Below are 24,289 nucleotides of genomic sequence, written 5' to 3' on the forward strand. Positions count from 1 at the left end.
TCGACAGAGCACCTCGCGAAGCGAAGCAGCGATGTGTACAAACGGACTCGGCAAAGGCAAGCCTCCTGTTGTGAGCGGGCAGCAAACCAATGGTTTAACTTGAATGAACGTTCAAGTTAAACATGAATAGGGAACTAGAGACTAATCGCCGGGCTAAATGGCACGTTTCATACACTAGCCTATGGCTGGGTATGACGTTGCCTGGCGCGCATTCGTTCAGTGTTGCCTCGAACCCTGTGGAAGCTTACAAACCCTTCTTCATCTCCATTCACGCCGGGTCGAAGATTGCTGGTTGCCGCCCGAATATCCACATGCCTATAGTCCGACATCGCCTACAACCAGTACGGACTCATGATCAAAGAACAGCTGTCCCGCTTTCATCGTCTCGACCTGCTCGGTCATCCGACACCGCTGGAAAAACTTGAACGCCTCTCCCAATGGCTCGGCCGCGAGGTCTACATCAAGCGCGACGACCTGACGCCCTTGGCACTGGGCGGCAACAAGCTGCGCAAGCTTGAATACCTGGGCGCCGACGCGTTGGCCCAAGGTGCCGACACCCTCATCACCGCGGGCGCGATCCAGTCCAACCATGTCCGCCAGACGGCTGCCTTGGCCGCCAGGCTGGGCCTGGGTTGCGTGGCGCTGCTGGAAAACCCCATCGGCACCGACGACAGCAATTACCTGGGTAACGGCAATCGACTGCTGCTTGACCTGTTCGACGCGAAAGTCGAATTGGTGGATAACCTGGATAACGCCGACGAACAATTGCAGGCCCTCGCTGGCCGCCTGCGCAGCAACGGGAGAAAACCCTACCTGGTGCCGATTGGCGGTTCGAACGCCCTCGGCGCACTGGGATATGTCCGTGCTGGGCTGGAGCTGGCCGAACAGATCAAGGACACCGGTATCGATTTCGCCGCCGTCGTGCTGGCCTCGGGCAGTGCCGGAACCCACAGCGGCCTGGCGCTGGCCTTGAGCGAAAGCCTGCCCGCGCTTCCGGTCATTGGCGTGACGGTTTCCCGTAGCGAAGAAGATCAATTCCCCAAGGTCCAGGGCCTGGCCGAACGCACGGCGCAGCTGTTGGATGTCGCCGTCCCGCAAGCCTTCAAAGTGAACCTGTGGGATGAATACTTTGCTCCCCGCTACGGCGAACCCAGCGCCGGCACGCTGGCGGCGGTCAAGCTACTGGCGAGCCAGGAAGGGCTTTTGCTCGACCCGGTCTACACCGGCAAGGCCATGGCGGGCCTGCTCGACGGCATTGGTCGCGACCGCTTCGACGAGGGCCCGATCATCTTCCTTCACACCGGTGGTGCGCCGGCATTGTTTGCCTACAACGCGAGGTATTGAGGTCCAGAGAACAATCCATGTGGTTATATAGGGAGGATTTAATATTATTTTCCAACCTATAAAAGCCACCCTATAGTCTCGCCGCAGGCGCATTTGCCGCGAGACGTCTTGGCTGCTTTAAGGCAGGATGTGGCAATCTTTTCGGAGCGCGGCGACGCCTTTCCATCCAAACGATGTCTTCTAAGAAAACACAGGGGCTTGTCATGAATCTTTCCGCATTACGTCGCAACCTGCTGGTGGGTTCGCTGGGCCTGGTACTGGGCGCCGGCCTGCTGGGGCAAGCGGTTGCCGGTGAGCAACTGCAAAACATCAAGGACGCTGGTGAAATCAAGATCGGCCTGGAAGGCACGTACCCACCGTTCAGCTTCGTTGACGCCGACGGCAAGCTGACCGGTTTCGAAGTGGAATTTTCCGAAGCCCTGGCCAAGGAGCTGGGTGTGAAGGTCAAGCTGCAGACCACCCCATGGGCAGGCATCCTCGCGGCACTGGAATCCAAGCGCCTGGACGCTGTGGTCAATCAGGTGACCATTTCTGAAGAACGCAAGAAGAAATACGACTTCTCGGAGCCGTACACTGTTTCCGGCATTCAAGCGCTGGTCCTGAAGAAGAAAGCCGACGAGCTGAACATCAAGAAAGCCGCTGACCTGGGCGGTAAAAAAGTCGGCGTTGGCTTGGGCACCAACTACGAACAGTGGGTCAAGGCCAACGTGCCTACCGCCGATGTACGCACTTACGAAGATGACCCGAGCAAGTTCCAGGACCTGCGCGTTGGCCGCATCGACGCCATCCTGATCGACCGCCTCGCCGCGCTGGAATACGCCAAGAAAGCCGAGGACACGACCGCCGCCGGCGAAGCCTTCTCTCGCCAGGAGGCCGGTATCGCCCTGCGCAAAGGCGAGCCTGAGTTGTTGGCCGCCGTGAACAAAGCCATAGAAAAACTGCGCGCCGACGGCACGCTGAAAAAACTGTCGGAAAAATATTTCAACGCTGACGTTACCCAATAATGGAAGCAGCTCTTCAACTCGCGTTGGACTCCGCGCCCTTCCTGCTCAAGGGCGCGTATTACACCGTCATCCTCAGCCTGGGCGGGATGTTCTTCGGCTTGTTGCTGGGGTTCGGCCTGGCGCTGATGCGCCTGTCTCGTCTCAAGGTGGTCAACTGGATAGCCCGCGCCTACGTGTCGTTCTTTCGCGGCACGCCGTTGCTCGTGCAGTTATTCCTGATCTATTACGGGTTGCCGCAGCTGGGGGTCGAGCTGGACCCGCTTCCAGCGGCGCTGATCGGTTTCTCGCTGAACATGGCGGCCTATGCCTGTGAGATCCTGCGGGCCGCCATCAGCTCCATCGAGCGCGGCCAGTGGGAAGCGGCGGCGAGCATCGGGATGACCCGTGCCCAGACTCTGCGTCGGGCCATTTTGCCGCAAGCCGCGCGTACGGCCCTGCCGCCGCTGGGCAACAGCTTCATCTCCCTGGTCAAGGACACCGCGCTGGCGGCGACTATCCAGGTGCCGGAGCTGTTCCGTCAGGCGCAATTGATCACCGCCCGTACCTTCGAAATCTTCACCATGTATCTTGCCGCCGCGCTGATCTACTGGGTTCTCGCCACCGTGCTTTCGCATTTGCAGAACGTATTGGAAGCTCGGGTCAATCGGCACGACCAGGAGTCCTGACCCATGATTGTCGTGGAAAAACTGACAAAGCAGTTCAAGGGCCAGGTGGTGCTCAACGGCATCGACTTGAAGATCGAAGAAGGCGAAGTGGTTGCGATCATCGGCCCCAGCGGTTCGGGCAAGACGACCTTCCTGCGCTGCCTGAATTTCCTCGAAGAGCCCAGCAGCGGTCGGATCAAGGTCGGCGACATCGAGATCGATGGCAGTCGCCCTTTGAACCAGCAGCAGGGCCTGGTGCGTCGTTTGCGCCAGCAGGTCGGTTTCGTGTTCCAGAACTTCAATCTGTTCCCCCACCGCACCGCGCTGGAGAACGTCACCGAAGGCCCGATCGTGGTGAAAAAGACGCCCCGTGCCGACGCCGAAGCGCTGGGTCGCAAACTGTTGGCGAAAGTCGGCTTGGCCGGCAAGGAAAACGCCTATCCAAGGCGCCTGTCCGGTGGCCAGCAACAGCGCGTGGCAATCGCCCGGGCGCTGGCGATGGAACCGGCGGTGATCCTCTTCGACGAGCCCACCTCGGCCCTCGACCCGGAACTGGTGGGTGAAGTATTGGCAACCATTCGTGGCTTGGCCGAAGAAAAACGCACCATGGTCATCGTGACCCACGAGATGGGCTTCGCCCGGGATGTGGCAAACCGCGTGGTGTTCTTCGACAAAGGCGTGATCGTTGAACAAGGCGAAGCCAAGGCATTGTTTGAAGCACCGAAAGAAGAGCGTACCCGACAGTTCCTCAGCAAGTTCCTCTCAGCCGGACACGGCACGCACTAAAGCAGCACAATGTCGTTACTTCCAAGGATGGAAGTAAGACAACTTGCAACATCCCTCATTCAAAGCCAAACGTGAACTTCCCGCCTTTACTTATCCAGCCAAGTTAGAAAGTTATCCAGTCGCGCCTCGACTGAGATCAGCCTATCCGCACTCTGCAAAGCCTCGAACCCCAACGCCCGAGGAAAAGTACGACCAGAACAACGTATTCTTAACAGCAATGCGTAGGACATTTCTGAAGCCTGACATTATCAACTTTTGCGCAAGCGCTTCTATTGACACTGAAACTCTCCAACCTTTATCTAGACGCAAACAGGCGAAGCGCTTTACTTATCTTCAACAAAAAATCAACGAGCATCCTAAAACCAAGTAACGCGGCAATTATTCACGTCTTCGATATTTCCGGAACGTAGTGCGTTTAGACATCAAGGAGAACACCCATGACATGTACGTCGCATACCCCTGAGTTGCCCGCGCCCACCTTGGCCAGCAGCGGCATCAATATCACCAGCGCCGCGCACCTGGAGGTCGTTGTAGCGCCCTACCCCGGCATGGATCCGGGGGATCTGGTCGAATTATTCTGGGACAACTGCTACGTCGGCTCCCGCCTGCTTACAGAATCGGACCTGCGCGCAAGCATTTGCCTGCGGGTACCGGAGAGTTTCATCGTCAACGGGACCTCCCGCGTCCACTACCGCGTCATGCAAATCGGACGCGGACCGGCGCTGTCCGCGGCGCGACAGGTTCAGGTCAAGCTGGACTGCCCCGGTGGCCAACCGTCGGCCTTGACCGGTGATGAAAACCAGAGCCTGGCGCCGGTGCGGATCCCGGAAACCATCCGCCGCCAAGGCGTGAACCCGAACCAGATCAGACGTGGCGTGCCGGTGACGATCGAGCCCTACCTGAACATGGCCGCCGACGATGCGATTACCGTGCGTTGGGGCGACGTGCGCATGGACCTGCCAAGGATCAAGCCTTGTGAAGTAGGCCAACCGGTCCACGTCTGGGTTCCGCCGGAAGTCATCATGGAAGCGGGCGAGGACCTGCGTCTGGAAGTGACCTATTGCATCATCGACCGCGTGGGCAACAATTCCCGCTGGGCTCCGCCGCGTACGTTGAAGATCGGTTGCGCCAACCCGTATCTGAAGAATCCGCCGACAGACCTGCTCGTGGCCGCTGAACCGCGACGCCGGACGCCGTGACGTTTCTCTTCCGTGGTCGTATCTGGGCAGGCCACGCCGGTATCACATCCAGCCTATGGTTATTCCTAAAAGTTAGTTCAAAAATAATATCTACGCGTTTAGGGTATATAAACCGGACCACCGGACATTCTTGATTTTGGTCGCCGCTTCATCGCGGCGTTTCTTGAGATGTGAGGTGGGTATGGTACGGAACACAATCACCCCAATGCAGGGCGCCAAGGCACTGCGTGCAGCCACGGAGTGGCTGTGATGTCCGATCTGGCACAGGCAAAGGTCCAGAGCGACCTGGACATCGCCCCACCATTGCTGCCGGCGCAGGTGCTGCGCACCGATGCCGAAGCAATCAAAGCTGCCCATGAACTGGCGCAATTGGCGCGCCAGCAAGCTGCGCGTCGCGACCAGCAACGCAAGCTGCCCTGGTCGGAAATCGAGCAATTCACCCGCAGCGGGCTCGGCAGCATTGCCGTGCCCCGCGATTACGGTGGCCCGCAAGTCTCCTGCGTCACGATCGCCGACGTGTTTGCAATCATTTGCGCAGCCGATCCGGCCCTTGGTCAGATTCCCCAGAACCAGTTCGGCGTGCTCCAGCTGATTCTTGCCACGGGCACCGAGCGGCAGAAGAGATTGCTTCTCCAAAGCGTGCTGGAAGGCTGGCGCATCGGCAACGCCGGACCGGAGCGCGGCACCCGCAACACCTTGGAACTCAAGGCACGGATCACGGCCGACGGTGACGGCTATGTCATCAACGGGCAGAAGTTCTATTCCACCGGTGCGCTGTTCGCCCATTGGGTCGCCGTCAAGGCCTTGAATGAGGAGGGTCGCCAGGTATTGGCGTTCGTGCGGCGCGGCACACCGGGCCTGCGGATCGTTGATGACTGGTCGGGCTTCGGCCAGCGCACCACGGCCAGTGGCACGGTGCTGCTGAACGATGTGCGGGTCGACGCCGAGCTGGTACTGGACAACTGGCGCATCAACGACACGCCCAACGTGCAAGGAGCATTTTCGCAACTGATCCAGGCCGCTATTGACCTGGGCATCGCCCGCGGCGCCATCGACGATGCCATCGACTTCGTGCGCAAACGCTCGCGCCCCTGGATCGACGCCAACGTCGAGCGGGCCAGTGACGATCTGTATGTCATCGCCGATGTCGGCAAGCTGAAGATCGAACTGCACGCCGCCGAGGCTTTGCTGCGCAAGGCCGGGCAGGTGCTTGACCAGGTCAACGCCGCGCCGATCACCGAACAGTCCGCCGCCCGCGCCTCGATAGCCGTCGCCGAAGCCAAGGTCCTGACCACCGAAATCGCCCTGCACGCCAGCGAGAAACTGTTCGAGCTGGCCGGCAGCCGCGCCACCCTCGCTGAATTCAACCTTGATCGCCACTGGCGCAACGCACGGGTCCACACCCTGCACGACCCCGTGCGCTGGAAATACCACGCGGTCGGCGATTACCGCCTGAACGGCACCTTGCCGGCCCGGCACTCCTGGATTTGACGACCCCGACTCTGGAGCAGCACATGACGTTTTCCCAACACGTCGCGGTGATCACCAGCGATGAACAAGCCTTGATTGTCGCCAGCGACCTGGCTGATGACTTCAAACGCGACAGTGCCCTGCGCGACCGCGAACGGCGTCTGCCTCTTGCGGAGCTGGAAGCGTTCACTCGCGCGGGCCTTTGGGGCATCAGCGTGCCCAAGGCCTACGGCGGTGCGGGCGTATCCAACGTCACGCTGGCCAAGGTCATCGCGCTGATCTCACAGGCCGATGGTTCGCTCGGCCAGATTCCGCAAAATCATTTCTATGCATTGGAAGTGCTGCGGGTTAACGGCAGCGAGGCCCAGAAGCAACGGCTGTACGCCGAGGTGCTGGCCGGCCAGCGGTTCGGCAATGCCCTGGCGGAACTCGGGACGAGGACGGCCCATGACCGCATCACCCAACTGCGTCGCGACGGCGAGGCCTATCGCATCAATGGCCGCAAGTTCTACGCCACCGGGGCGATCTATGCCCAGCGCATCCCCACCTCGGTGGTGGATGAAAACGGCGTGCAACAGTTGGCGTTCGTCCCGCGCAGCAGCAAGGGCCTGACGGTGATCGACGACTGGAGCGGTTTCGGCCAGCGCACCACCGGCAGCGGCTCGGTGGTGTTCGAGGATGTCCTTGTCGATGCCGAAGACATCGTGCCCTTCCAGAGCGCCTTCGAACGCCCAACGCCGGTAGGCCCGTTGGCGCAGATCCTCCACGCCGCCATCGACGCCGGCATCGCCCGCGCCGCCTATGAAGACGCCCTGCATTTTGTCCGCAGCAAAACCCGTCCGTGGATCGACGCCACCAGCGACGTCGCCACCCAGGACCCGCACACTCTTAAAAGCTTTGGCCACCTGAGCATTCGCCTGCATGCCGCCGAAGCCTTGCTGGAACGCGCCGGTGAAGTCCTTGACCGCGCCCAGGCCGACACGAACGCAGAAACGGTGGCGGCGGCCTCGATCGCCGTGGCCGAAGCCCGGGCCCTCAGCACTGAAATTTCCCTCGCCGCCGGCAGCACGCTGTTCGAACTGGCCGGCAGCCAGGCGACCCTGGCCGAACATGGCCTCGACCGCCACTGGCGCAACGCCCGAGTGCACACCCTGCACGACCCGGTGCGCTGGAAATATCACGCGGTCGGCAACTTCTACCTCAACGATGAAAAACCGCCGCTGCGGGGGACGATCTGATGGCGGCCGGCAAGAAAAAAATCCTCCTCAACGCGTTCAACATGAACTGCATCGGGCACATCAACCACGGTCTGTGGACCCATCCAGAGGACACTTCGACCCAGTTCAACACCATTGAATACTGGACCGGGCTGGCCCAGTTGCTGGAGCGAGGTTTGTTCGACGGGTTGTTCATCGCCGATATCGTCGGGGTCTATGACGTTTACCAGCAGTCCGTGGACGTCACGCTGAAAGAATCGATTCAACTGCCGGTCAACGACCCGTTGCTGCTGGTATCGGCAATGGCCGCAGTGACGAAGAACCTCGGCTTTGGCCTCACCGCCAACTTGACCTACGAACCGCCGTACCTGTTCGCCCGGCGCATGAGCACGCTGGACCACCTGAGCCGCGGACGGGTTGGCTGGAACATCGTCACCGGCTACCTGGACAGCGCCGCCAAGGCCATGGGCCTTACCGCGCAGGTCGAGCACGACCGGCGCTACGACCAGGCCGACGAGTACCTGCAAGTGCTCTACAAGCTATGGGAAGGCAGTTGGGAAGACGACGCGGTCATCAACGATCGCGAGCAGCGGATTTATGCCCGGCCAGAGAAAGTGCACAAGGTCCAGCATCAAGGGGAGTTCTATCAGATCGAGGGTTATCACCTCTGCGAGCCCTCGCCACAGCGCACGCCGGTACTGTTCCAGGCGGGCAGCTCCGAGCGGGGCCTGCTGTTCGCTGGGCGCCATGCGGAGTGCGTGTTCATCAGTGGCCAGAACAAACCGGCGACCAAGGTCCAGGTGGACAAGGTCCGCGCCAGCGCCCTCGCGGCTGGGCGCCATGCCGAAGACATCAAAGTGTTCATGGGCCTGAACGTGATCGTCGGCGAAACCGAAGCGGCGGCCTGGACCAAGCATGCCGAGTACCTGGGCTACGCCAGCGCCGAGGCCGGAGTGGCGCATTTCTCCGCCTCGACGGGCATTGATTTTGCCGAGTACGAACTGGACGAACCGATCCAGTACGTGAAGAGCAACGCCATCCAGTCCGCCACCAAGACCCTGCAAAACAACGACTGGACCCGACGCAGATTGCTGGAGCAACACGCCTTGGGCGGTCGCTACATCACGGTGGTCGGCTCGCCCGAACAGGTCGCCGATGAGCTGGAATCCTGGATCGCCGAAACCGGCCTCGACGGCTTCAACCTGACCCGCATCGTCACGCCGCAAAGTTACCTGGACTTCATCGACCTGGTGATTCCCGAGCTGCAGCGACGCGGGTCGTACAAGACCGAATACGACGATGGCACGTTGCGGGAAAAGCTGTTTCACGGGGGGGCTCATTTGCCCGAACAACATACCGGCTCAACCTACCGCCACAAAGGCGCATCACTCAATTAATCGATGACTGGAATATCCGACATGACCAAGCACTTCCTCACTCTGCCAGTCAGAACCCTGGCCCTGGCTTTCGGCCTGTTCAGCTCGGCATTGTTCGCCGCCGACGCCCCGTTGAAAATCGGCACCACCGCTGCGTTCGCCATTCCCTTGGAGGCCGCCGTCGAAGAGGCCGGCAAACAAGGCCTGAAAGTCGAACTGGTGGAATTCAGCGACTGGATTGCGCCTAACGTCAGCCTCGCTTCGGGCGACATCGACGTGAATTATTTCCAGCACATACCGTTCCTGGAGAACGCCAAGGCCGCCGCCGGTTTCGACCTGGTGCCGTTCGCACCGGGAATCATCAACAACGTCGGCCTCTATTCGAAGAAGTACAAAAGCTTCGACGAGTTGCCCGAAGGCGCCAGCGTCGCCATTGCCAACGATCCGATCAACAGCGGACGCGGTTTGCAATTGCTGGCCAAGGCCGGGCTGATCCAGCTCAAGCCGGGCGTCGGCTACAAGGCCACCGAAGACGACATCATCGCCAACCCAAAGAAGCTCAAGATCCTGCAAGTCGAAGCCGTGCAGTTGGTGCGTGCCTATGAAGACGCCGATCTGGTACAAGGTTATCCAGCCTACATTCGCCTGGCGAACACCTTCGACGCGACGTCTGCCTTGCTCTTCGACGGCCTCGACCACAAGGAATATGTCATCCAGTTCGTGATCCAGCCCAAGAGCGAGAACGATCCAAGGCTGATCAAGTTCGTCGACATTTACCAACACTCACCTGCCGTGCGCGCCGCCCTGGACAAGGCCCATGGCAAGCTCTACCAAGCCGGCTGGGAAGGCTGATCATGAGTGCCGTCAACGCTCGACTCCGTCATGAAGCCCCAGCGCCCCACGTCGCCGACCAGACCGAGCTGCATCCAGAACTGAACCGTGCCCATGTGCGCTTCATCGGCCTCGGCAAAACCTACCCTGGCACCCAGGGCCCGGTGGCCGCGCTGCAAGGCATCGACCTGGCGATCCAGCGCGGCGAGGTCTTTGGCATCATCGGCCGCAGTGGCGCGGGCAAGTCCTCGCTGATCCGCACCATCAACCGCCTCGAACAACCCACCAGCGGACGGGTGCTGATCGATCAGGTGGACATCGGCGAGTTCGATGAAGATCGTCTCGTGGAGCTGCGCCGGCGCATCGGCATGATCTTCCAGCACTTCAACCTGATGTCGGCCAAGACGGTGTGGCAGAACGTCGAGCTGCCGCTCAAGGTTGCCGGCGTGCCCAAGGAACAACGTCTGCACAAGGTTCGCGAATTGTTGGAACTGGTCGGCCTGCAAGGTAAGCACGGCGCCTATCCGGCGCAGCTCTCGGGCGGTCAGAAGCAGCGTGTCGGGATTGCCCGGGCGCTGGTCCATGACCCGCAGATCCTGTTGTGCGACGAGGCCACCTCGGCGCTCGATCCGGAAACGACTCAATCGATCCTCGGTTTGCTGCGTGAGATCAACCAGCGGCTGGGCCTGACCATCGTGCTGATCACCCATGAAATGGCGGTCATCCGCGAAGTCTGCGACCGGGTGGTGGTGCTCGAACAAGGACGGATCGTCGAACAAGGGCCGGTCTGGGAAGTCTTCGGCGACCCGCAGCATGACGTCAGCCGCACGCTCCTGGCGCCGTTGCAGCACGCACTGCCCGAGGAACTGCAAAGCCGCTTGCAACCCCACCCGACCTCCGCGGACGCAGCCACTGTACTGCGCCTGCAATTCACGGGGCACAGCGACGACGAACCAGACCTCGCGGCCCTGTTCAGTGCCCTGGGCGGACGGGTGCGGCTGCTGCACGGCGGCCTGGAAAGAATTCAAGGCCACGGGCTGGGGCAGTTGCTGCTGGCGGTGAGCGGGTCGTCATGGGGCGCTGATGAACTGCGTCAACGTGCGGGCAACTGGGCACAACGGGTGGAGGTGTTGGGTTATGTGGTTTGACCGATTGCTGCAGGGCTTCATCGACACGTTCCTCATGGTTGGCGTGTCGTCGCTGATCGCGTTGCTGGCGGGCATTCCGCTGGCGGTGATACTGGTCACAAGCGGCAAGGGCGGCATCTATGAGGCGCCCGCCTTGAACAAGGCCCTGGGCGGGTTTGTGAATTTGTTCCGCTCGATCCCCTTCCTGATCCTCATGGTGGCGCTGATTCCGTTCACCCGATTGATTGTCGGCACCACCTATGGCGTATGGGCCGCGGTGGTGCCGCTGACGATTGCCGCCACGCCGTTTTTTGCGCGTATCGCTGAAGTCAGCTTGCGGGAAGTTGACCATGGCCTGATCGAAGCGGCCCAGGCCATGGGTTGCCGGCGCTGGCACATCGTCTGGCATGTGCTGCTACCCGAAGCGCTGCCCGGCATCGTCGGCGGCTTTACCATCACCCTGGTGACCATGATCAATTCATCGGCCATGGCCGGGGCGATCGGCGCCGGAGGCCTGGGTGACATTGCCTACCGCTACGGTTACCAGCGTTTCGACAGCCAGATCATGCTCACGGTGATCGTGTTGCTGGTGGCATTGGTGGCGATGATTCAACTGGGCGGGGATCGGTTGGCGCGGGGGCTGAACAAGCGCTGAGAAGCGAAACATTGTGGGAGCGAGCTTGGGGTATAGTCGTCAAACACTCCCCATCCAAAGCCAGCGACCATGAAACACACCGCCGACGATCTGCAGTCCATCACCGCCACGACCCTTGGCCATTACAACGCCGTGGCGGAGAGTTTTCGCGAAGGCACCCGCGATCATGACGTCAGCCAGAACATCGACGCCCTGCTGCGACACATCCAAGGCCAGGCGCCGTTCCATATCCTCGATTTCGGCTGCGGCCCTGGGCGTGATCTTCGCACCTTCACGGCCATGGGCCATGTCGCGGTGGGCCTCGACGGTTCGAGCGAATTCGCGCGCATGGCCCGCCAGGACAGCGGATGCGAGGTGTGGCAACAGGATTTCCTGCAACTCGATCTGCCGGCGGAGCGTTTCGACGGGATCTTCGCCAACGCCGTCCTGTTCCACATCCCGGTGCAGGAGCTGCCGCGCGTGCTCAAGCAATTGCACGCCACGCTCAAGCCCGGCGGCGTGCTTTTCAGCTCAAACCCCCGGGGCGAAAACCAGGAAGGCTGGAACGGCCAACGCTTCGGCGCGTATCACGACCTCGCGGCTTGGCGCGTGTCGCTCACGCAGGCGGGTTTTGTGGAGCTGGAGCATTACTACCGGCCGGCGGGACTGCCGCGAGAACAGCAGCCTTGGTTGGCGAGCGTATGGCGCAAGATTTGAAAGCGGCTCTGTGACGAGGTTGTGCCTAGCTCTTGTGGCGAGGGAGCTTGCTCCCGCTGGGCCGCGAAGCGGCCCCAACCCGGTCAATCTGGTTTCCCGACAGACCGCGTCAACCGCGCTACGACGGCTGCGCCGCCGAGCGGGAGCAAGCTCCCTCGCCACAACGATTGCGTTTGACCACAAATTCACTCTTGCTTGAGCAACCACTTCTGCGACAACCGCTCCAGCCGTCCATCGTCCTTGATCCGCCCCAAGGCGTTGTCCAGGCTCGCCTTGAACGCAGGATTGCCCTTCTGGAACGGAATCACCAGGCTCGGCGCCGGGCTTTTTTTCTCTTCCGGCTGGAAAGACTGCGCCAGGACCAGCGGGCGTTGCGCCTCATCCTTGCTTGCCAGCAATTGCGCATCCGGTTGGCTATAAGTAGCGCTGGTATCGAAACGTTCCGCCAACTCCGGGGTCATTGCTATGTGGTTGATGGCGACGTCGTACTTGCCGCTTTCCACGCCGGACAACAGATCCGCCGCATCGGTGACGACAAAATCAGGGCGTACATCGAGCTCGCCCGCGAGCATTTCGCCCAGCTCCACTTCGAAACCGGTGAGCTTGCCGTCCTCCTTGAAATTGAACGGCGCGGTGTTGGCCTCGAGGGCGATTCGCAACTCGCCACGGTCGTTGACGTCGTCGATCAGTTCCGCATGGGCCAGAGGGCTCAACAGAGGTAGCAGGCAGATCAGGCCAGGCAGGAAACGCATGGTCACTCCTAGTATTTATACAAGCGACGCTCGTTTCAGGCTCGCTTTGCTATGGTTGTTGCAGGCTTCGACAACGATTAGTCATGAAGTTGTCATGACCCGACGGATTTATGGGAAAACTGGAGTAAAAAATGAAAAGTTTTATGTCACGTGCGGCGTTGGCCGGCTTGTTGCTCGGAACTTCGATGCTGGCGACAGCGGCAACCCCGGCGCCCAAAGGTGCAGAAGTATTCATCGTTTCTCCTGAAGACGGTGCCACCGTCAGCCAAGAGTTCAAGGTCAAGTTCGGCGTCAAGAACATCGCACTTGCCCCGGCGGGCGACGTGACCAAGAACACCGGCCATCACCACCTGCTGATCGATGTCGATGATCTGCCTGCCGAGGGCACGCCGATTCCGACCGACCCCCACCACATGCATTTTGGCAAGGCGCAAACCGAAGCCACGATCAAACTGGCGCCGGGCAAACACACCTTGCAATTGATCCTGGGCGACAGCGGCCATATGCCGTTCGACCCGTCGATCGTGTCCGAAAAGATCACGGTGAACGTCGAGTAACACAGCACTTAGAAGATAAATGCAGTATCCACTGTGGGAGCGAGCCTGCTCGCGAAAGCGGCATATCAGTAAATGCGCCTGACAGACCGCTTTCGCGAGCAGGCTCGCTCCCACAGGGTTCCATTGTGTCGGACAGAAAAACGGGAGCCCCTTCGGAGCTCCCGTTTTCATTGCAAGCCAGGCCCGCTTAGAACAGCACGCGGCAACGAATGGTGCCGTTGATGTGCTGCAACTTCTCTTGGGCCAGGTCCGAGTATTCGGCATCGACGTCGATCACGACGTAGCCGACTTTCTCGTTGGTCTGCAGGAACTGACCGGAAATGTTGATGCCGTTTTCCGCGAAGACTTTGTTGATCTCGCTCATCACACCCGGAATGTTTTCGTGGATGTGCAGCAGGCGGTGCTTGCCAGGGTGGGCCGGCAAAGCCACTTCCGGGAAGTTCACCGACGATACCGAGGTACCGTTGTCGCTGTACTTGACCAGTTTTTCAGCCACTTCCAGACCGATGTTGGCCTGGGCTTCAGCGGTGGAACCGCCGATGTGCGGGGTCAGGATCACGTTGTCCAGGCCACGCAGCGGGCTTTCGAAGATGTCGTCGTTGGAGCGAGGCTCCACCGGGAACACATCGATCGCCGCGCCGATCAGGTGCTTGTCCTTGATCGCTTCTGCCAGTGCGTCGAGCTTGACCACGGTGCCGCGAGCGGCGTTGATCAGGATCCCGCCTTTCTTGATGGCGCGGATTTCCTTTTCACCGATCATCCACTGGGTGGCCGGGGTTTCCGGCACGTGCAAGGTGACGATGTCGGACATGCCCAGCAATTCGTGCAAGTCGTTGACCTGGGTCGCGTTGCCCAACGGCAGCTTGGTCACGGTGTCGTAGAAAAACACCTGCATGCCAAGGCCTTCAGCCAGTACCGACAATTGAGTACCGATCGAGCCGTAGCCGACGATACCCAGCTTCTTGCCGCGGATCTCGAAGGAATTGGCCGCGCTCTTGATCCAGCCGCCACGGTGGCAGGAAGCGTTCTTCTCGGGGATGCCGCGCAACAGCAGGATCGCCTCGGCCAGCACCAGTTCGGCAACGGAACGGGTGTTGGAATACGGCGCATTGAACACCGCGATACCGCGTTCGCGAGCCGCGTTGAGGTCCACCTGGTTGGTGCCGATGCAGAAGCAGCCGACCGCCACCAGTTTCTTGGCGTGGTCGAAGATCTCTTCAGTCAGTTGCGTACGGGAGCGAATACCGATGAAGTGAGCATCGGCGATCTTTTCCTTGAGCTGGGCTTCCGGCAGAGAACTGGTGATGTACTCGATGCTGGTGTAGCCCGCCGACTTGAGGACGTCGACAGCCGATTGGTGGACGCCTTCGAGAAGAAGGAACTTGATCTTGCTCTTATCGAGAGAAGTCTTGCTCATCTGCGTAAACCTGTGTCCCGGAGAAAAATGGCAGGGAATCGGACAGCGCATGCTGGCCCGACCGGCATGACAGCCGTCGCCGCAGAACAGCCGTTGGGCACTACGCTGCGGGGTCGGTATGCTAGCATATGCCCCCCGCAAACACCCATTCCTGCGACGTGAAGCGTTCTCAGGATGACCATGAATTGTTCGAGAGTTCTGTCGATGACCAATCCTGCCGTGATAGATGAGCTGAAGACCCTGGTTGAGCCTGGCAAAGTTTTGACCGATGCCGACTCCCTGAATGCTTACGGCAAGGATTGGACCAAGCATTACGCGCCCGCACCGACCGCCATTGTGTTTCCAAAGACCACCGAACAAGTCCAGGCCATTGTGCGCTGGGCCAACGCGCACAAAGTCGCGTTGGTGCCATCGGGCGGGCGTACCGGCCTCTCCGCCGCCGCCGTCGCGGCGAATGGCGAGGTGGTCGTGTCATTCGACTACATGAACCAGATCCTCGATGTGAACCTGACCGACCGCACCGCCGTATGCCAGCCGGGCGTGGTCACCGAACAGTTGCAGAACAAGGCTGAAGAACATGGGCTCTACTATCCGGTGGACTTCGCTTCGGCAGGTTCGAGCCAGATTGGCGGCAATATCGGCACCAATGCTGGCGGGATCAAGGTCATTCGCTACGGCATGACCCGCAACTGGGTGGCGGGCATGAAGGTCGTGACTGGCAAGGGCGACGTGCTGGAACTGAACAAGGACCTGATCAAGAACGCCACCGGCTATGACTTGCGGCAGCTGTTCATCGGCGCCGAGGGCACCCTTGGTTTCGTGGTCGAAGCCACCATGCGCCTGGACCGCGCGCCGAAAAACCTCACCGCCATGGTGCTCGGCACGCCGGACTTCGACTCGATCATGCCGGTACTGCACGCATTCCAAGGCAAGCTGGACCTGACCGCCTTTGAATTTTTCTCCGACAAGGCCCTGGCCAAGGTCCTCGACCGTGGCGACGTCCCGGCCCCGTTCGAAACCGACTGCCCTTTCTACGCCCTGTTGGAATTCGAAGCCACCACCGAAGAAGTCGCCAACCACGCCCTGGAGACTTTCGAGCACTGCGTCGAACAAGGCTGGGTACTGGACGGCGTAATGAGCCAGAGCGAAACCCAACTGCAAAACCTGTGGAAGCTGCGCGAGTACATCTCCGAGACCATTTCCCACTGGACGCCGTACAAAAACGATATTTCGGTAACCGTCTCCAAAGTCCCGGGCTTCTTGCGCGAAATCGACGCGATTGTCGGCGAACACTACCCAGACTTTGAAATAGTCTGGTTCGGCCACATCGGCGACGGCAACCTGCACCTGAACATCCTCAAGCCGGAAAACCTGAGCAAGGATGAGTTCTTCGCTAAATGCGCGACGGTGAACAAATGGGTCTTTGAAACCGTCGAGAAGTACAACGGTTCAATCTCTGCCGAACACGGCGTGGGCATGACCAAGCGCGACTACCTCACGTACAGTCGCTCTGCGGTTGAAATCGAATACATGAAAGCCGTGAAGTCGGTGTTCGACCCGAACGGCATCATGAACCCGGGCAAGATTTTCGCGGTTTGATCTATAACAACACCTGATGAAATCTCAAGGCAGGAGTCGGTAATGAGCTATCAGCACCAGTATGTCGACGGTACGCGTATTCATTTCCCGGTGGGCAAAGTAGTGTGCATCGGCCGCAACTATGCCGAACACGCCAAGGAACTGGATAACCCGGTGCCCACCGAACCGCTGCTGTTCATCAAGCCAGGCAGCTGCGTGGTGCCGTTGGAAGGCGGCTTCAGCATTCCCGCCGACCGCGGCTCGGTGCACTACGAAGCGGAAATCGCCGTGCTGATCGGCAAGCCACTGTCCACCAAGCCCAGCGTTGAAGAAGTACTGGACGCCATTTCCGGCTTCGCCCCGGCCCTGGACCTGACCCTGCGGGACAAGCAGGCCGAACTCAAGGCCAAGGGGTTGCCATGGGAAGTCGCCAAGTCCTTCGACGGCGCGGCAGTGATCGCTCCCTTTGTCTCGAACGCCACGTTTGCCGACCTGACCGATATTCCCGTTCGCCTGACCATCAACGGCGAAGTCCGCCAGGATGGCAACAGCAGCCTGATGCTCAACCCCATCGTGCCGATGATCCAGTACATGGCCGGCTGCTTCTCGCTTCAGGCCGGAGACGTCATTCTCACGGGCACCCCGGCGGGCGTCGGGCCGCTGAACATTGGCGATGAACTGGTGCTGGAACTGCCTGGGGCGAGCCGCTTCGAAAGCAGCGTTCGCTAACGGCCACGCCTCCAATTTCCTGTGGGAGCATGCTTGCTCGCGATGAGGTCATCACATCCAACAGTTAGGTTGGCTGACCGTCCGCTATCGCGAGCAAGCTCGCTCCCACAGGGTTCTTGAGCAGCCTTGTCCAGCATTTACCGTTTTTTTCACATGCCATCCGGATAATTCCGGGGATTGCGGCATCTGAGCCTGCCGATCCCTCGCGCGAATTCCTGGAACGCATCCCCGATGGCCAAGACCCAAACCCTGCCCACCTCCGTCCGCCGTGCTCGCTTCGGCTTGCCCTGGTATGCCTGGCTGCTGCTGGCCGCAATCGCTGCCTATGGCCTGGCGTTCGCGATGCATTGGGATGACCGGGGCCGGCTCTGGGTGGCGGAACGCTTCGAAAGCCCGGCCCAACGCCAGGAAAGCATCTGGTTGCCCGACTATCGCGCCGTGATCGACGCCAAGCCCCTGCCTGGCATGGAAAAGGACGAGGCTTCCGACGTCACCTACAACCCGCAGACCAAGACGCTGTTCGCGGTCATGGGCAAGAATCCGTTCCTGGCGGAGCTGACCCTGCAAGGCGACGTGCTGCGCAAGATGCCATTGGTGGGCTGGAACAATCCCGAAGGCGTGACCTATATGGAAAATGGCCTGCTGGCCATTACCGATGAGCGAAACCACACCCTGTCGATCGTCCAGGTCGATGCCGATACCCAAACGCTGAACAGCAAGGACTTTCCCCAATACGACCTTGGCGCGTCACAGAACCAGAACAAAGGATTCGAGGCGATCGTCTGGGATCCGCGCAATCAACAACTGGTGCTGGGCGAAGAGCGCCCGCCAGCCCTGTTCACCTGGAAAAGTGACGGCAGCCAATTGCTCAAGGGCGACAAGCAGATCCATGTCAGCGATGAACTGGACCTGCGCAACCTGTCCGCCCTGGCGATCGATCCTCGTACGGGACATATGCTGTTGCTGTCAGCCGACTCCCATCTATTGCTGGAACTGGATGCAGAAGGCGAACAGGTCAGCTTCATGACGCTGTTGGGAGGCTTCAACGGACTGAAAGATACGGTTCCCCGCGCCGAAGGCGTCACCGTCGATGAAGCGGGCAACCTTTATATGGTCAGCGAGCCGAACCTGTTCTATCGTTTCGAAAAACAACGCTGATTGCGAAAACTCTGTAGGGAAATTCTTCCTTCGTTGTAGGGCGTGGCAGACGGCCATTAAGCTTCAGTTCAGGCAGTCGTGGTATTTCCAACCACCTGTTCTTATCCGAGCCCACTCCCGATGCGCCGACTTGCCCGTCCAAGACCCCTGATCCTGCTGTTGCTGTCGATTACCCTGATTGGATTAATCGCAGCCGGGCAATACCTGCGTCTGTTCGAGCGCGCCTGGTTCAATTTCAATACGCTCTGGCACACCCTTGGCGAGCAGGCCATTGCCCTGGACCAATACCAGGTCACGGTACAAGCCCAAGTCATCGAAGGCCTGGACGACGACGTTTCCGCGCTGACGTTCGATCCGATCCGCAAAAGCCTTTTCACCGTCACCAACAAGAATGCCGAGCTGATCGAGCTGTCACTGGAAGGCAAGATTCTGCGACGCATCGCCCTGGTCGGCTTTGGCGACCCGGAAGCGGTGGAATTCATCAGCGAGAACATCTACGTCATTACCGACGAACGTCAGCAGCGCCTGATCAAGATCCACCTGGAAGAAGACACCCGCTTCCTGGACGCGGCCGATGCCGAGCAAATGACACTCGGCGTGCACATGAGCGGCAACAAGGGTTTCGAAGGGCTGGCCTATGACTCCATCGGCAAGCGGCTGTTCGTCGCCAAGGAACGCGACCCGATGCTGATTTATGAAGTACACGGATTTCCCCACCACAATCCGGAAAAATCCTACGCTGTCCACGTAATCAACAACCCCAAGCGCGATGCAGGACTGTTCGTGCGCGATCTCTCCAGCCTGCAATACGACGAACGCAGCGGCCATCTGCTGGCGCTGTCCGATGAGTCGCGGTTGATTATCGAGTTGGATATCGATGGTCGGCCGTTAAGCACGCTGTCGTTGAGCAAGGGCCGCCACGGACTGGAGAAAACCATTCCCCAACCGGAAGGCTTGGCCATGGATGACGATGGCAATCTGTATGTGGTGAGCGAGCCGAATCTGTTCTATGTGTTCAAGAAGCCGCAGCCTTGAACCACTCCTGACCCAGCTCGCTCCCATAGGGTTTGTTGAATCAGCCCGGATTATTCCGCCCGCAGGGTCTTCACGCCATCAGCAGTCCCCAACAACAGCACATCCGCCGGGCGAGCGGCGAACAAGCCGTTGGTGACTACGCCGACGATGGCGTTGATCTGGCTTTCCAGTTCAACCGGATTGGTGATCTGCAGGTTATGCACGTCAAGGATGATGTTGCCGTTATCGGTCAGCACGCCTTCGCGATACACCGGATCGCCGCCCAGCTTCACCAATTGCCGGGCAACGTGGCTGCGGGCCATCGGGATGACTTCCACCGGCAGCGGGAACGCGCCGAGCACCGGGACCAGTTTGCTGGCATCGGCGATGCAGATGAACGTCTTGGCGACGGCCGCAACGATCTTCTCGCGAGTCAGGGCCGCACCGCCGCCCTTGATCAGGTTCAAGTGCGCGTCGCTTTCGTCGGCGCCGTCGATGTAGAACTCCAGGTCGCTCACGGTGTTGAGCTCGTACACGGGGATCCCGTGGCCCTTGAGGCGCGCCGCGGTGGCTTCGGAGCTGGCGACCGCGCCGTCGAACGCGCCTTTGTGCTGCGCCAAGGCGTCGATGAAGCAATTGGCGGTAGAGCCGGTGCCGACCCCGACGATGCTCTTGTCATCCAGTTTCGGGAGGATGAGGTCGACAGCGGCCTGGGCCACGGCCTGTTTGAGTTGATCCTGGGTCATGCGGGCTCCGAAGGTGCCGAGAGAGAACGAAAGGCCGGCATTATAGGCGTAGAAACCGTGGCGAGGGAGCAAGCTCGCGCTTGAGTGCGAAGCGCTCATCGCTTTTTCTGGGGCCGCTGCGCGACCCAACGGGAGCAAGCTCCCTCGCCACGGGGGTTCCTGCGCTCAAAGTGCCTTAATTCGTGTGGTCGCCCGGCCAAAAGCCGGGTTAGACTCCTTGGCCCTGCCCAACCCGCTCAGTGATGCTTTCCGATGCTTGAACAGTACGTCAAAAAGATCCTCACCTCGCGCGTTTACGACGTTGCCGTAGAAACCCCGCTGCAGACCGCCCGCCAGCTCTCCGAACGGCTGGGCAACGAGGTCTGGCTCAAGCGTGAAGACTTGCAGCCGGTGTTCTCGTTCAAGATTCGCGGGGCCTACAACAAGCTGACCCAGCTCACCGACGAAGAGCGCGCCCGTGGCGTGGTCACGGCCTCGGCGGGCAACCATGCCCAGGGCCTGGCGCTGGCCGCCAAGGTGTTGGGGGTCAAGGCCACCATCGTCATGCCCAAGACCACGCCGGAAATCAAAGTCGAGGGCGTGCGCTCCCGGGGCGGCAAAGTGGTGTTGCATGGCGATTCGTTCCCCGAGGCCCTGGCCTATTCGTTGAAACTGGTCGACGAAAAAGGCTACGTCTACATTCATCCCTATGACGATCCTCACACCATTGCCGGGCAGGGCACCGTGGCGATGGAAATCCTGCGCCAGCACCCGGGGCGCCTGGACGCGATATTCGTCCCGGTGGGCGGTGGCGGGCTGATCGCAGGCATCGCGGCCTACGTGAAATACCTGCGCCCCGAGATCAAGATCATCGGCGTCGAACCGGACGATTCGAACTGCCTGCAAGCGGCCATGGCTGCTGGCGAACGCGTGGTCCTGCCAACCGTGGGCCTGTTCGCCGATGGCGTGGCGGTGGCACAGATCGGCCAGCACACCTTCGATATCTGCAAGCACTACGTGGATGAAGTCATCACCGTCAGTACCGACGAGATCTGCGCAGCGATCAAGGATATCTACGACGATACCCGCTCGATCACCGAACCTGCCGGCGCCTTGGGCGTTGCCGGCATCAAGAAGTATGTCGAGACACGCAGCATCAGCGGCCAGACGCTGGTGGCCATCGATTCCGGCGCCAACGTCAACTTCGACCGCCTGCGCCACGTGGCCGAGCGCGCCGAACTGGGCGAGGGCCGCGAGGCGATCATCGCCGTGACCATCCCCGAGAAGCCGGGCAGCTTCAAGGCGTTCTGCGAGGCCATCGGCAAACGCCAGATCACCGAATTCAACTACCGCTACAACACCGGCAGCGAAGCGCACATCTTCGTAGGCGTGCAGACGCATCCGGAAAACGACCCGCGCAGCAAGCTGATTGCCAGCCTGACCGAGCAAGGCTTCCCGGTGCTGGACCTGACCGACAATGAACTGGCCAAGTTGCACATTCGCCACATGGTCGGCGGCCATGCCGCTCACGTCATCGACGAGGTGGTCCTGCGTTTCGAATTCCCGGAACGCCCGGGGGCGCTGTTCAACTTCCTCAATAAACTGGGCGGGCGCTGGAACATCTCGATGTTCCACTACCGAAACCATGGTGCGGCGGATGGCCGCGTGGTCGCCGGGCTGCAAGTGCCTCACGATGAGCGCCACCTGGTGCCGGCCGCCCTGGAGGAAATCGGCTATCCGTACTGGGATGAAAGCGATAACCCGGCCTATCAGCTGTTTCTCGGCTGAAGGGCTACGCTGAAGGACACCAGCCTAAGGAAACCCCATGGAAACTCTGCTGACCTTGAAAATCCTGCACGTCGCGGCCACGGTCTTGCTTCTGGCTTGCGCTGCAAGCCTAGCCGTTGTGGCCTGGCGCAAACGCAGCGAGGCACCAAGCTGCACGCTGCGGCGCCCTTGGCTGCTGGCGTGGGGCACGATGCTGGTGTGCATGCTGAGCATGCCGTTTACCGGCTGGTGGCTGGTTCATCTGGTGGGCTGGCCGCTGGGGCAAACCTGGCTGCTGGGTTCCAGCGTGATCTACACCGTGGCGGCGCTTTGCGTTTTCTGGCTGCTGGCACGGCTCAACCGCCTGCGCATGGGCAACGGTGGCGGCGGCAGGTTTACCCTGGCATTGGCGATCATCGGTGGCGTCGGCTTCCTGTCCATCGCCGCATTGATGGGTGCCAAACCGATCTAACCGACAAGGAACGTCATGAAAATCCTACTGGTGGGAGGCAGCGGCTTTATCGGACGCCACCTGCTGAGGGCGCTGCACGGCGCCGGCCACTCGATCATCGCGACCCGTCGTGAACCCGGGCCGCCGAGTTCGCCTGGGGTTGAATGGCGGCAGCTGGATCTCGGCGTATTGTCGGCCGACCCGGCACATTTCGCCCTCCCTACGGACGTTGATTTGCTGATCAACGCGGCCGGCTTGCTCAGCGTGGATGCCCAGGCGCTGAGTCTGGTCCAGGATCGTGGCGCGTGCGCGTTGTTCGAGCACGCCGCACGCCGTGGCGTTCGCATCCTGCAGATTTCCGCACTGGGCGCGAGCGCTCAATCCGACGTGCCGTTCCTGGCAAGCAAGGGACGGGCTGACGAATATCTGTCCAGCCTCCACATCCCATCGGTTGTGCTGCGGCCTTCGTTGGTGGTGGGGCCAGGCGGCGCGAGCAGTGGCTGGATGGAGGGCCTTTCACCGTGGCCACTGATTCCCTTGCTGGATCTGACGGCGCGCATCCAACCCGTGCACATCGATGACCTGACGGGCGCGGTGCTCGCCCTGCTGCGGCAATGGCCAACCGAGTCGGTGGTGGTGCCGCTGGTGGGACCCGAGCCGATGACGCTGGCCCGGCTCATCGATCATTTGCGAGCCGCGCAGGGCTGGGCGCCGGCACGCTACATCAAGGCGCCTGCGCTGTTGACCGAAGTGGGCAGCCGGATGGGGGACCGGTTCGGCTGGCGAGCGTTGAACCGGCAAAGCGTGGCCCTGGCACAACGGGACAACCTGGCCGACCCCGAGGTGCTCGCATCAATCTGCGGATATCACGCCGCCCCCGTACAGACCCGCTTGCAGGGATGGCCCGCCGTCGCCCAGAGCAGCCTTCGGGCGATCCGCCCGTTGATGCTGGCGGTGCTCGCACTCATCTGGTTGGGAACCGCCGTGGTATGCCTCGGCCCAGGCTTCGACTGGGGCCTGCGCATCATGGCCGAAGCCGGCGTGTATGGCGCCTGGGCCAAGCTTGCGGTCGTCAGCGGCGCGCTGCTTGATGGCGCGCTGGGCGTGGGCATGCTGTTCAAACGCTGGCGCCAACAGGCATTGCGGCTGCAGTTGGGTCTGATGCTCGGCTATACGCTGTGCATCAGCTTTATCCTGCCGCACTATTGGTTCGACCCTTTTGCGGCTGTCGCCAAGAATCTGGTATTGGTAGTCGCGACGTTATGGTTGCTTTGGACTGAGCCCCGCCGATGAGCATCTACTTGCTGTTGAAAACCCTGCACATCCTGTCTTCCACCATCCTGTTCGGCCTGGGCGCCGGGTCTGCCTACTACGCGCTCCGGGCCTGGCGCAGCGGCAAGGTTGAAGTCATCGCCGTCACCTTCAAGCATCTGGTTTTCGCCGATTGGGCATTCACCGCCACCACCGCCGTATTTCAGCCACTGAGCGGACTGGCCCTGATGCACATCGCCGGCTGGCAATTGCAACAGAGCTGGTTGGTGTGGAGCATCGGCCTTTATTGCCTGGCGGGCGCCTGCTGGCTGCCAGTGGTCTGGTTGCAGATCCGCGTACACAAGATGGCCGAGCAAGCCTTGCGGGACGGCACACCCATGCCAATCAAGGCCGCCACCTACATGCGCTGGTGGTTTGCGCTGGGCTGGCCGGCGTTCCTGGCATTCATGGCGATTTTCTACCTGATGGTAGCCAAGCCCGCGTAAGCGGCCCGCCGGTGTTTGCCCGGCGGGCGGCAGTG

The 24,289-nt window shown here is 60.7% G+C and carries 24 protein-coding genes; 21 read left to right on the plus strand and 3 right to left on the minus strand.

Features of this window, described 5'->3' with window-relative positions; all coding sequences use genetic code 11:
• Positions 1-351: 351 nt before the first annotated feature.
• The 12 genes from M1D68_RS24105 to M1D68_RS24160 all read left to right on the plus strand — a co-directional run bounded on the left by M1D68_RS24105 (position 352) and on the right by M1D68_RS24160 (position 12,349).
• Positions 352-1,344, plus strand: coding sequence for a D-cysteine desulfhydrase (locus M1D68_RS24105; RefSeq protein ID WP_457968635.1), 993 nt, complete (start codon positions 352-354; stop codon positions 1,342-1,344).
• 203 nt (positions 1,345-1,547) lie between these two features.
• On the plus strand, positions 1,548-2,348 hold the full coding sequence (gene tcyJ, locus M1D68_RS24110) for a cystine ABC transporter substrate-binding protein (protein WP_457968637.1): 801 nt from the start codon (positions 1,548-1,550) through the stop codon (positions 2,346-2,348).
• A complete protein-coding gene (tcyL, locus tag M1D68_RS24115; RefSeq protein ID WP_420766445.1) occupies positions 2,348-3,013 on the plus strand; it encodes a cystine ABC transporter permease in 666 nt (221 codons plus the stop codon). Before tcyJ ends, tcyL begins: the two co-directional genes overlap by 1 nt.
• A gap of 3 nt (positions 3,014-3,016) precedes the next feature.
• Entirely contained in the window at positions 3,017-3,778 is a 762-nt protein-coding gene (tcyN, locus tag M1D68_RS24120; RefSeq protein WP_420766446.1) for an L-cystine ABC transporter ATP-binding protein TcyN, read from the plus strand.
• Positions 3,779-4,215: 437 nt separating this feature from the next.
• Positions 4,216-4,977, plus strand: coding sequence for a hypothetical protein (locus M1D68_RS24125; RefSeq protein WP_457968640.1), 762 nt, complete (start codon positions 4,216-4,218; stop codon positions 4,975-4,977).
• A gap of 249 nt (positions 4,978-5,226) precedes the next feature.
• Positions 5,227-6,468, plus strand: a complete 1,242-nt coding sequence (locus tag M1D68_RS24130) for an SfnB family sulfur acquisition oxidoreductase (protein WP_457968641.1) — start codon at positions 5,227-5,229, stop codon at positions 6,466-6,468.
• A 23-nt stretch (positions 6,469-6,491) separates the two neighbouring features.
• Positions 6,492-7,685: an SfnB family sulfur acquisition oxidoreductase gene (locus tag M1D68_RS24135; protein ID WP_457968643.1), complete on the plus strand. Its 1,194-nt coding sequence runs from the start codon at positions 6,492-6,494 to the stop codon at positions 7,683-7,685.
• Positions 7,685-9,061 carry an LLM class flavin-dependent oxidoreductase gene (locus tag M1D68_RS24140; RefSeq protein ID WP_457968645.1) on the plus strand — a complete coding sequence of 459 codons (1,377 nt, stop codon included), beginning with the start codon at positions 7,685-7,687 and terminating at the stop codon, positions 9,059-9,061. Before M1D68_RS24135 ends, M1D68_RS24140 begins: the two co-directional genes overlap by 1 nt.
• A 21-nt stretch (positions 9,062-9,082) precedes the next feature.
• Positions 9,083-9,892 carry a MetQ/NlpA family ABC transporter substrate-binding protein gene (locus tag M1D68_RS24145; RefSeq protein ID WP_420766451.1) on the plus strand — a complete coding sequence of 270 codons (810 nt, stop codon included), beginning with the start codon at positions 9,083-9,085 and terminating at the stop codon, positions 9,890-9,892.
• Between the two features lie 2 nt (positions 9,893-9,894).
• Positions 9,895-11,019, plus strand: a complete 1,125-nt coding sequence (locus M1D68_RS24150; RefSeq protein ID WP_457968647.1) for a methionine ABC transporter ATP-binding protein — start codon at positions 9,895-9,897, stop codon at positions 11,017-11,019.
• Entirely contained in the window at positions 11,009-11,653 is a 645-nt protein-coding gene (locus M1D68_RS24155) for a methionine ABC transporter permease (RefSeq protein WP_434561238.1), read from the plus strand. Before M1D68_RS24150 ends, M1D68_RS24155 begins: the two co-directional genes overlap by 11 nt.
• Before the next feature lie 69 nt (positions 11,654-11,722).
• Positions 11,723-12,349, plus strand: coding sequence for a class I SAM-dependent methyltransferase (locus M1D68_RS24160; protein WP_434561240.1), 627 nt, complete (start codon positions 11,723-11,725; stop codon positions 12,347-12,349).
• Positions 12,350-12,534: 185 nt separating this feature from the next.
• On the opposite strand, the gene M1D68_RS24165 is transcribed toward M1D68_RS24160, so the two are convergent.
• Positions 12,535-13,101, minus strand: a complete 567-nt coding sequence (locus M1D68_RS24165; RefSeq protein ID WP_434561242.1) for a transporter substrate-binding domain-containing protein — start codon at positions 13,099-13,101, stop codon at positions 12,535-12,537.
• 131 nt (positions 13,102-13,232) lie between these two features.
• Here M1D68_RS24165 and M1D68_RS24170 point away from each other — a divergent pair, with 131 nt between their 5' ends.
• The gene (locus M1D68_RS24170; protein ID WP_420766456.1) at positions 13,233-13,658 is read left to right on the plus strand and encodes a DUF4399 domain-containing protein; all 426 of its coding nucleotides are present in this window, start codon (positions 13,233-13,235) and stop codon (positions 13,656-13,658) included.
• A gap of 187 nt (positions 13,659-13,845) precedes the next feature.
• Here the strand turns inward: M1D68_RS24170 and serA are convergent, their stop codons facing one another.
• Positions 13,846-15,075 (minus strand): phosphoglycerate dehydrogenase, encoded by a 1,230-nt coding sequence (gene serA, locus M1D68_RS24175; RefSeq protein ID WP_039592617.1) that lies wholly within the window; start codon positions 15,073-15,075, stop codon positions 13,846-13,848.
• Between the two features lie 204 nt (positions 15,076-15,279).
• Between serA and M1D68_RS24180 the strand changes: the two genes are divergently transcribed.
• The 4 genes from M1D68_RS24180 to M1D68_RS24195 all read left to right on the plus strand — a co-directional run bounded on the left by M1D68_RS24180 (position 15,280) and on the right by M1D68_RS24195 (position 19,575).
• Positions 15,280-16,674: an FAD-binding oxidoreductase gene (locus M1D68_RS24180; RefSeq protein ID WP_457968650.1), complete on the plus strand. Its 1,395-nt coding sequence runs from the start codon at positions 15,280-15,282 to the stop codon at positions 16,672-16,674.
• Between the two features lie 42 nt (positions 16,675-16,716).
• Positions 16,717-17,382, plus strand: coding sequence for a fumarylacetoacetate hydrolase family protein (locus M1D68_RS24185; protein ID WP_420766458.1), 666 nt, complete (start codon positions 16,717-16,719; stop codon positions 17,380-17,382).
• A gap of 231 nt (positions 17,383-17,613) precedes the next feature.
• Positions 17,614-18,540, plus strand: a complete 927-nt coding sequence (locus M1D68_RS24190; RefSeq protein WP_457968652.1) for an SdiA-regulated domain-containing protein — start codon at positions 17,614-17,616, stop codon at positions 18,538-18,540.
• Between the two features lie 120 nt (positions 18,541-18,660).
• Positions 18,661-19,575 carry an SdiA-regulated domain-containing protein gene (locus M1D68_RS24195; RefSeq protein WP_434701415.1) on the plus strand — a complete coding sequence of 305 codons (915 nt, stop codon included), beginning with the start codon at positions 18,661-18,663 and terminating at the stop codon, positions 19,573-19,575.
• Positions 19,576-19,625: 50 nt separating this feature from the next.
• Here M1D68_RS24195 and rpiA read toward each other — a convergent pair whose 3' ends face one another.
• Positions 19,626-20,300, minus strand: a complete 675-nt coding sequence (gene rpiA / locus M1D68_RS24200) for a ribose-5-phosphate isomerase RpiA (RefSeq protein ID WP_181290264.1) — start codon at positions 20,298-20,300, stop codon at positions 19,626-19,628.
• Positions 20,301-20,552: 252 nt separating this feature from the next.
• Between rpiA and ilvA the strand changes: the two genes are divergently transcribed.
• Genes ilvA through M1D68_RS24220 form a run of 4 tightly spaced genes read left to right on the plus strand, consistent with a single transcriptional unit; the run spans position 20,553 to position 24,254 of the window.
• Positions 20,553-22,067 carry a threonine ammonia-lyase, biosynthetic gene (gene ilvA / locus M1D68_RS24205; RefSeq protein ID WP_420766461.1) on the plus strand — a complete coding sequence of 505 codons (1,515 nt, stop codon included), beginning with the start codon at positions 20,553-20,555 and terminating at the stop codon, positions 22,065-22,067.
• A gap of 37 nt (positions 22,068-22,104) precedes the next feature.
• A complete protein-coding gene (locus M1D68_RS24210; protein WP_420766462.1) occupies positions 22,105-22,518 on the plus strand; it encodes a DUF2269 family protein in 414 nt (137 codons plus the stop codon).
• 15 nt (positions 22,519-22,533) lie between these two features.
• Positions 22,534-23,790, plus strand: a complete 1,257-nt coding sequence (locus M1D68_RS24215; protein ID WP_457968655.1) for an SDR family oxidoreductase — start codon at positions 22,534-22,536, stop codon at positions 23,788-23,790.
• Complete coding sequence (locus tag M1D68_RS24220) at positions 23,787-24,254, plus strand: DUF2269 family protein (RefSeq protein WP_420766464.1); 468 nt, start codon at positions 23,787-23,789, stop codon at positions 24,252-24,254. The genes M1D68_RS24215 and M1D68_RS24220 overlap by 4 nt, the downstream gene beginning before the upstream one ends.
• The last annotated feature ends 35 nt before the right edge of the window (positions 24,255-24,289 follow it).

It is taken from the genome of Pseudomonas sp. R4-84, assembly GCF_054130985.1.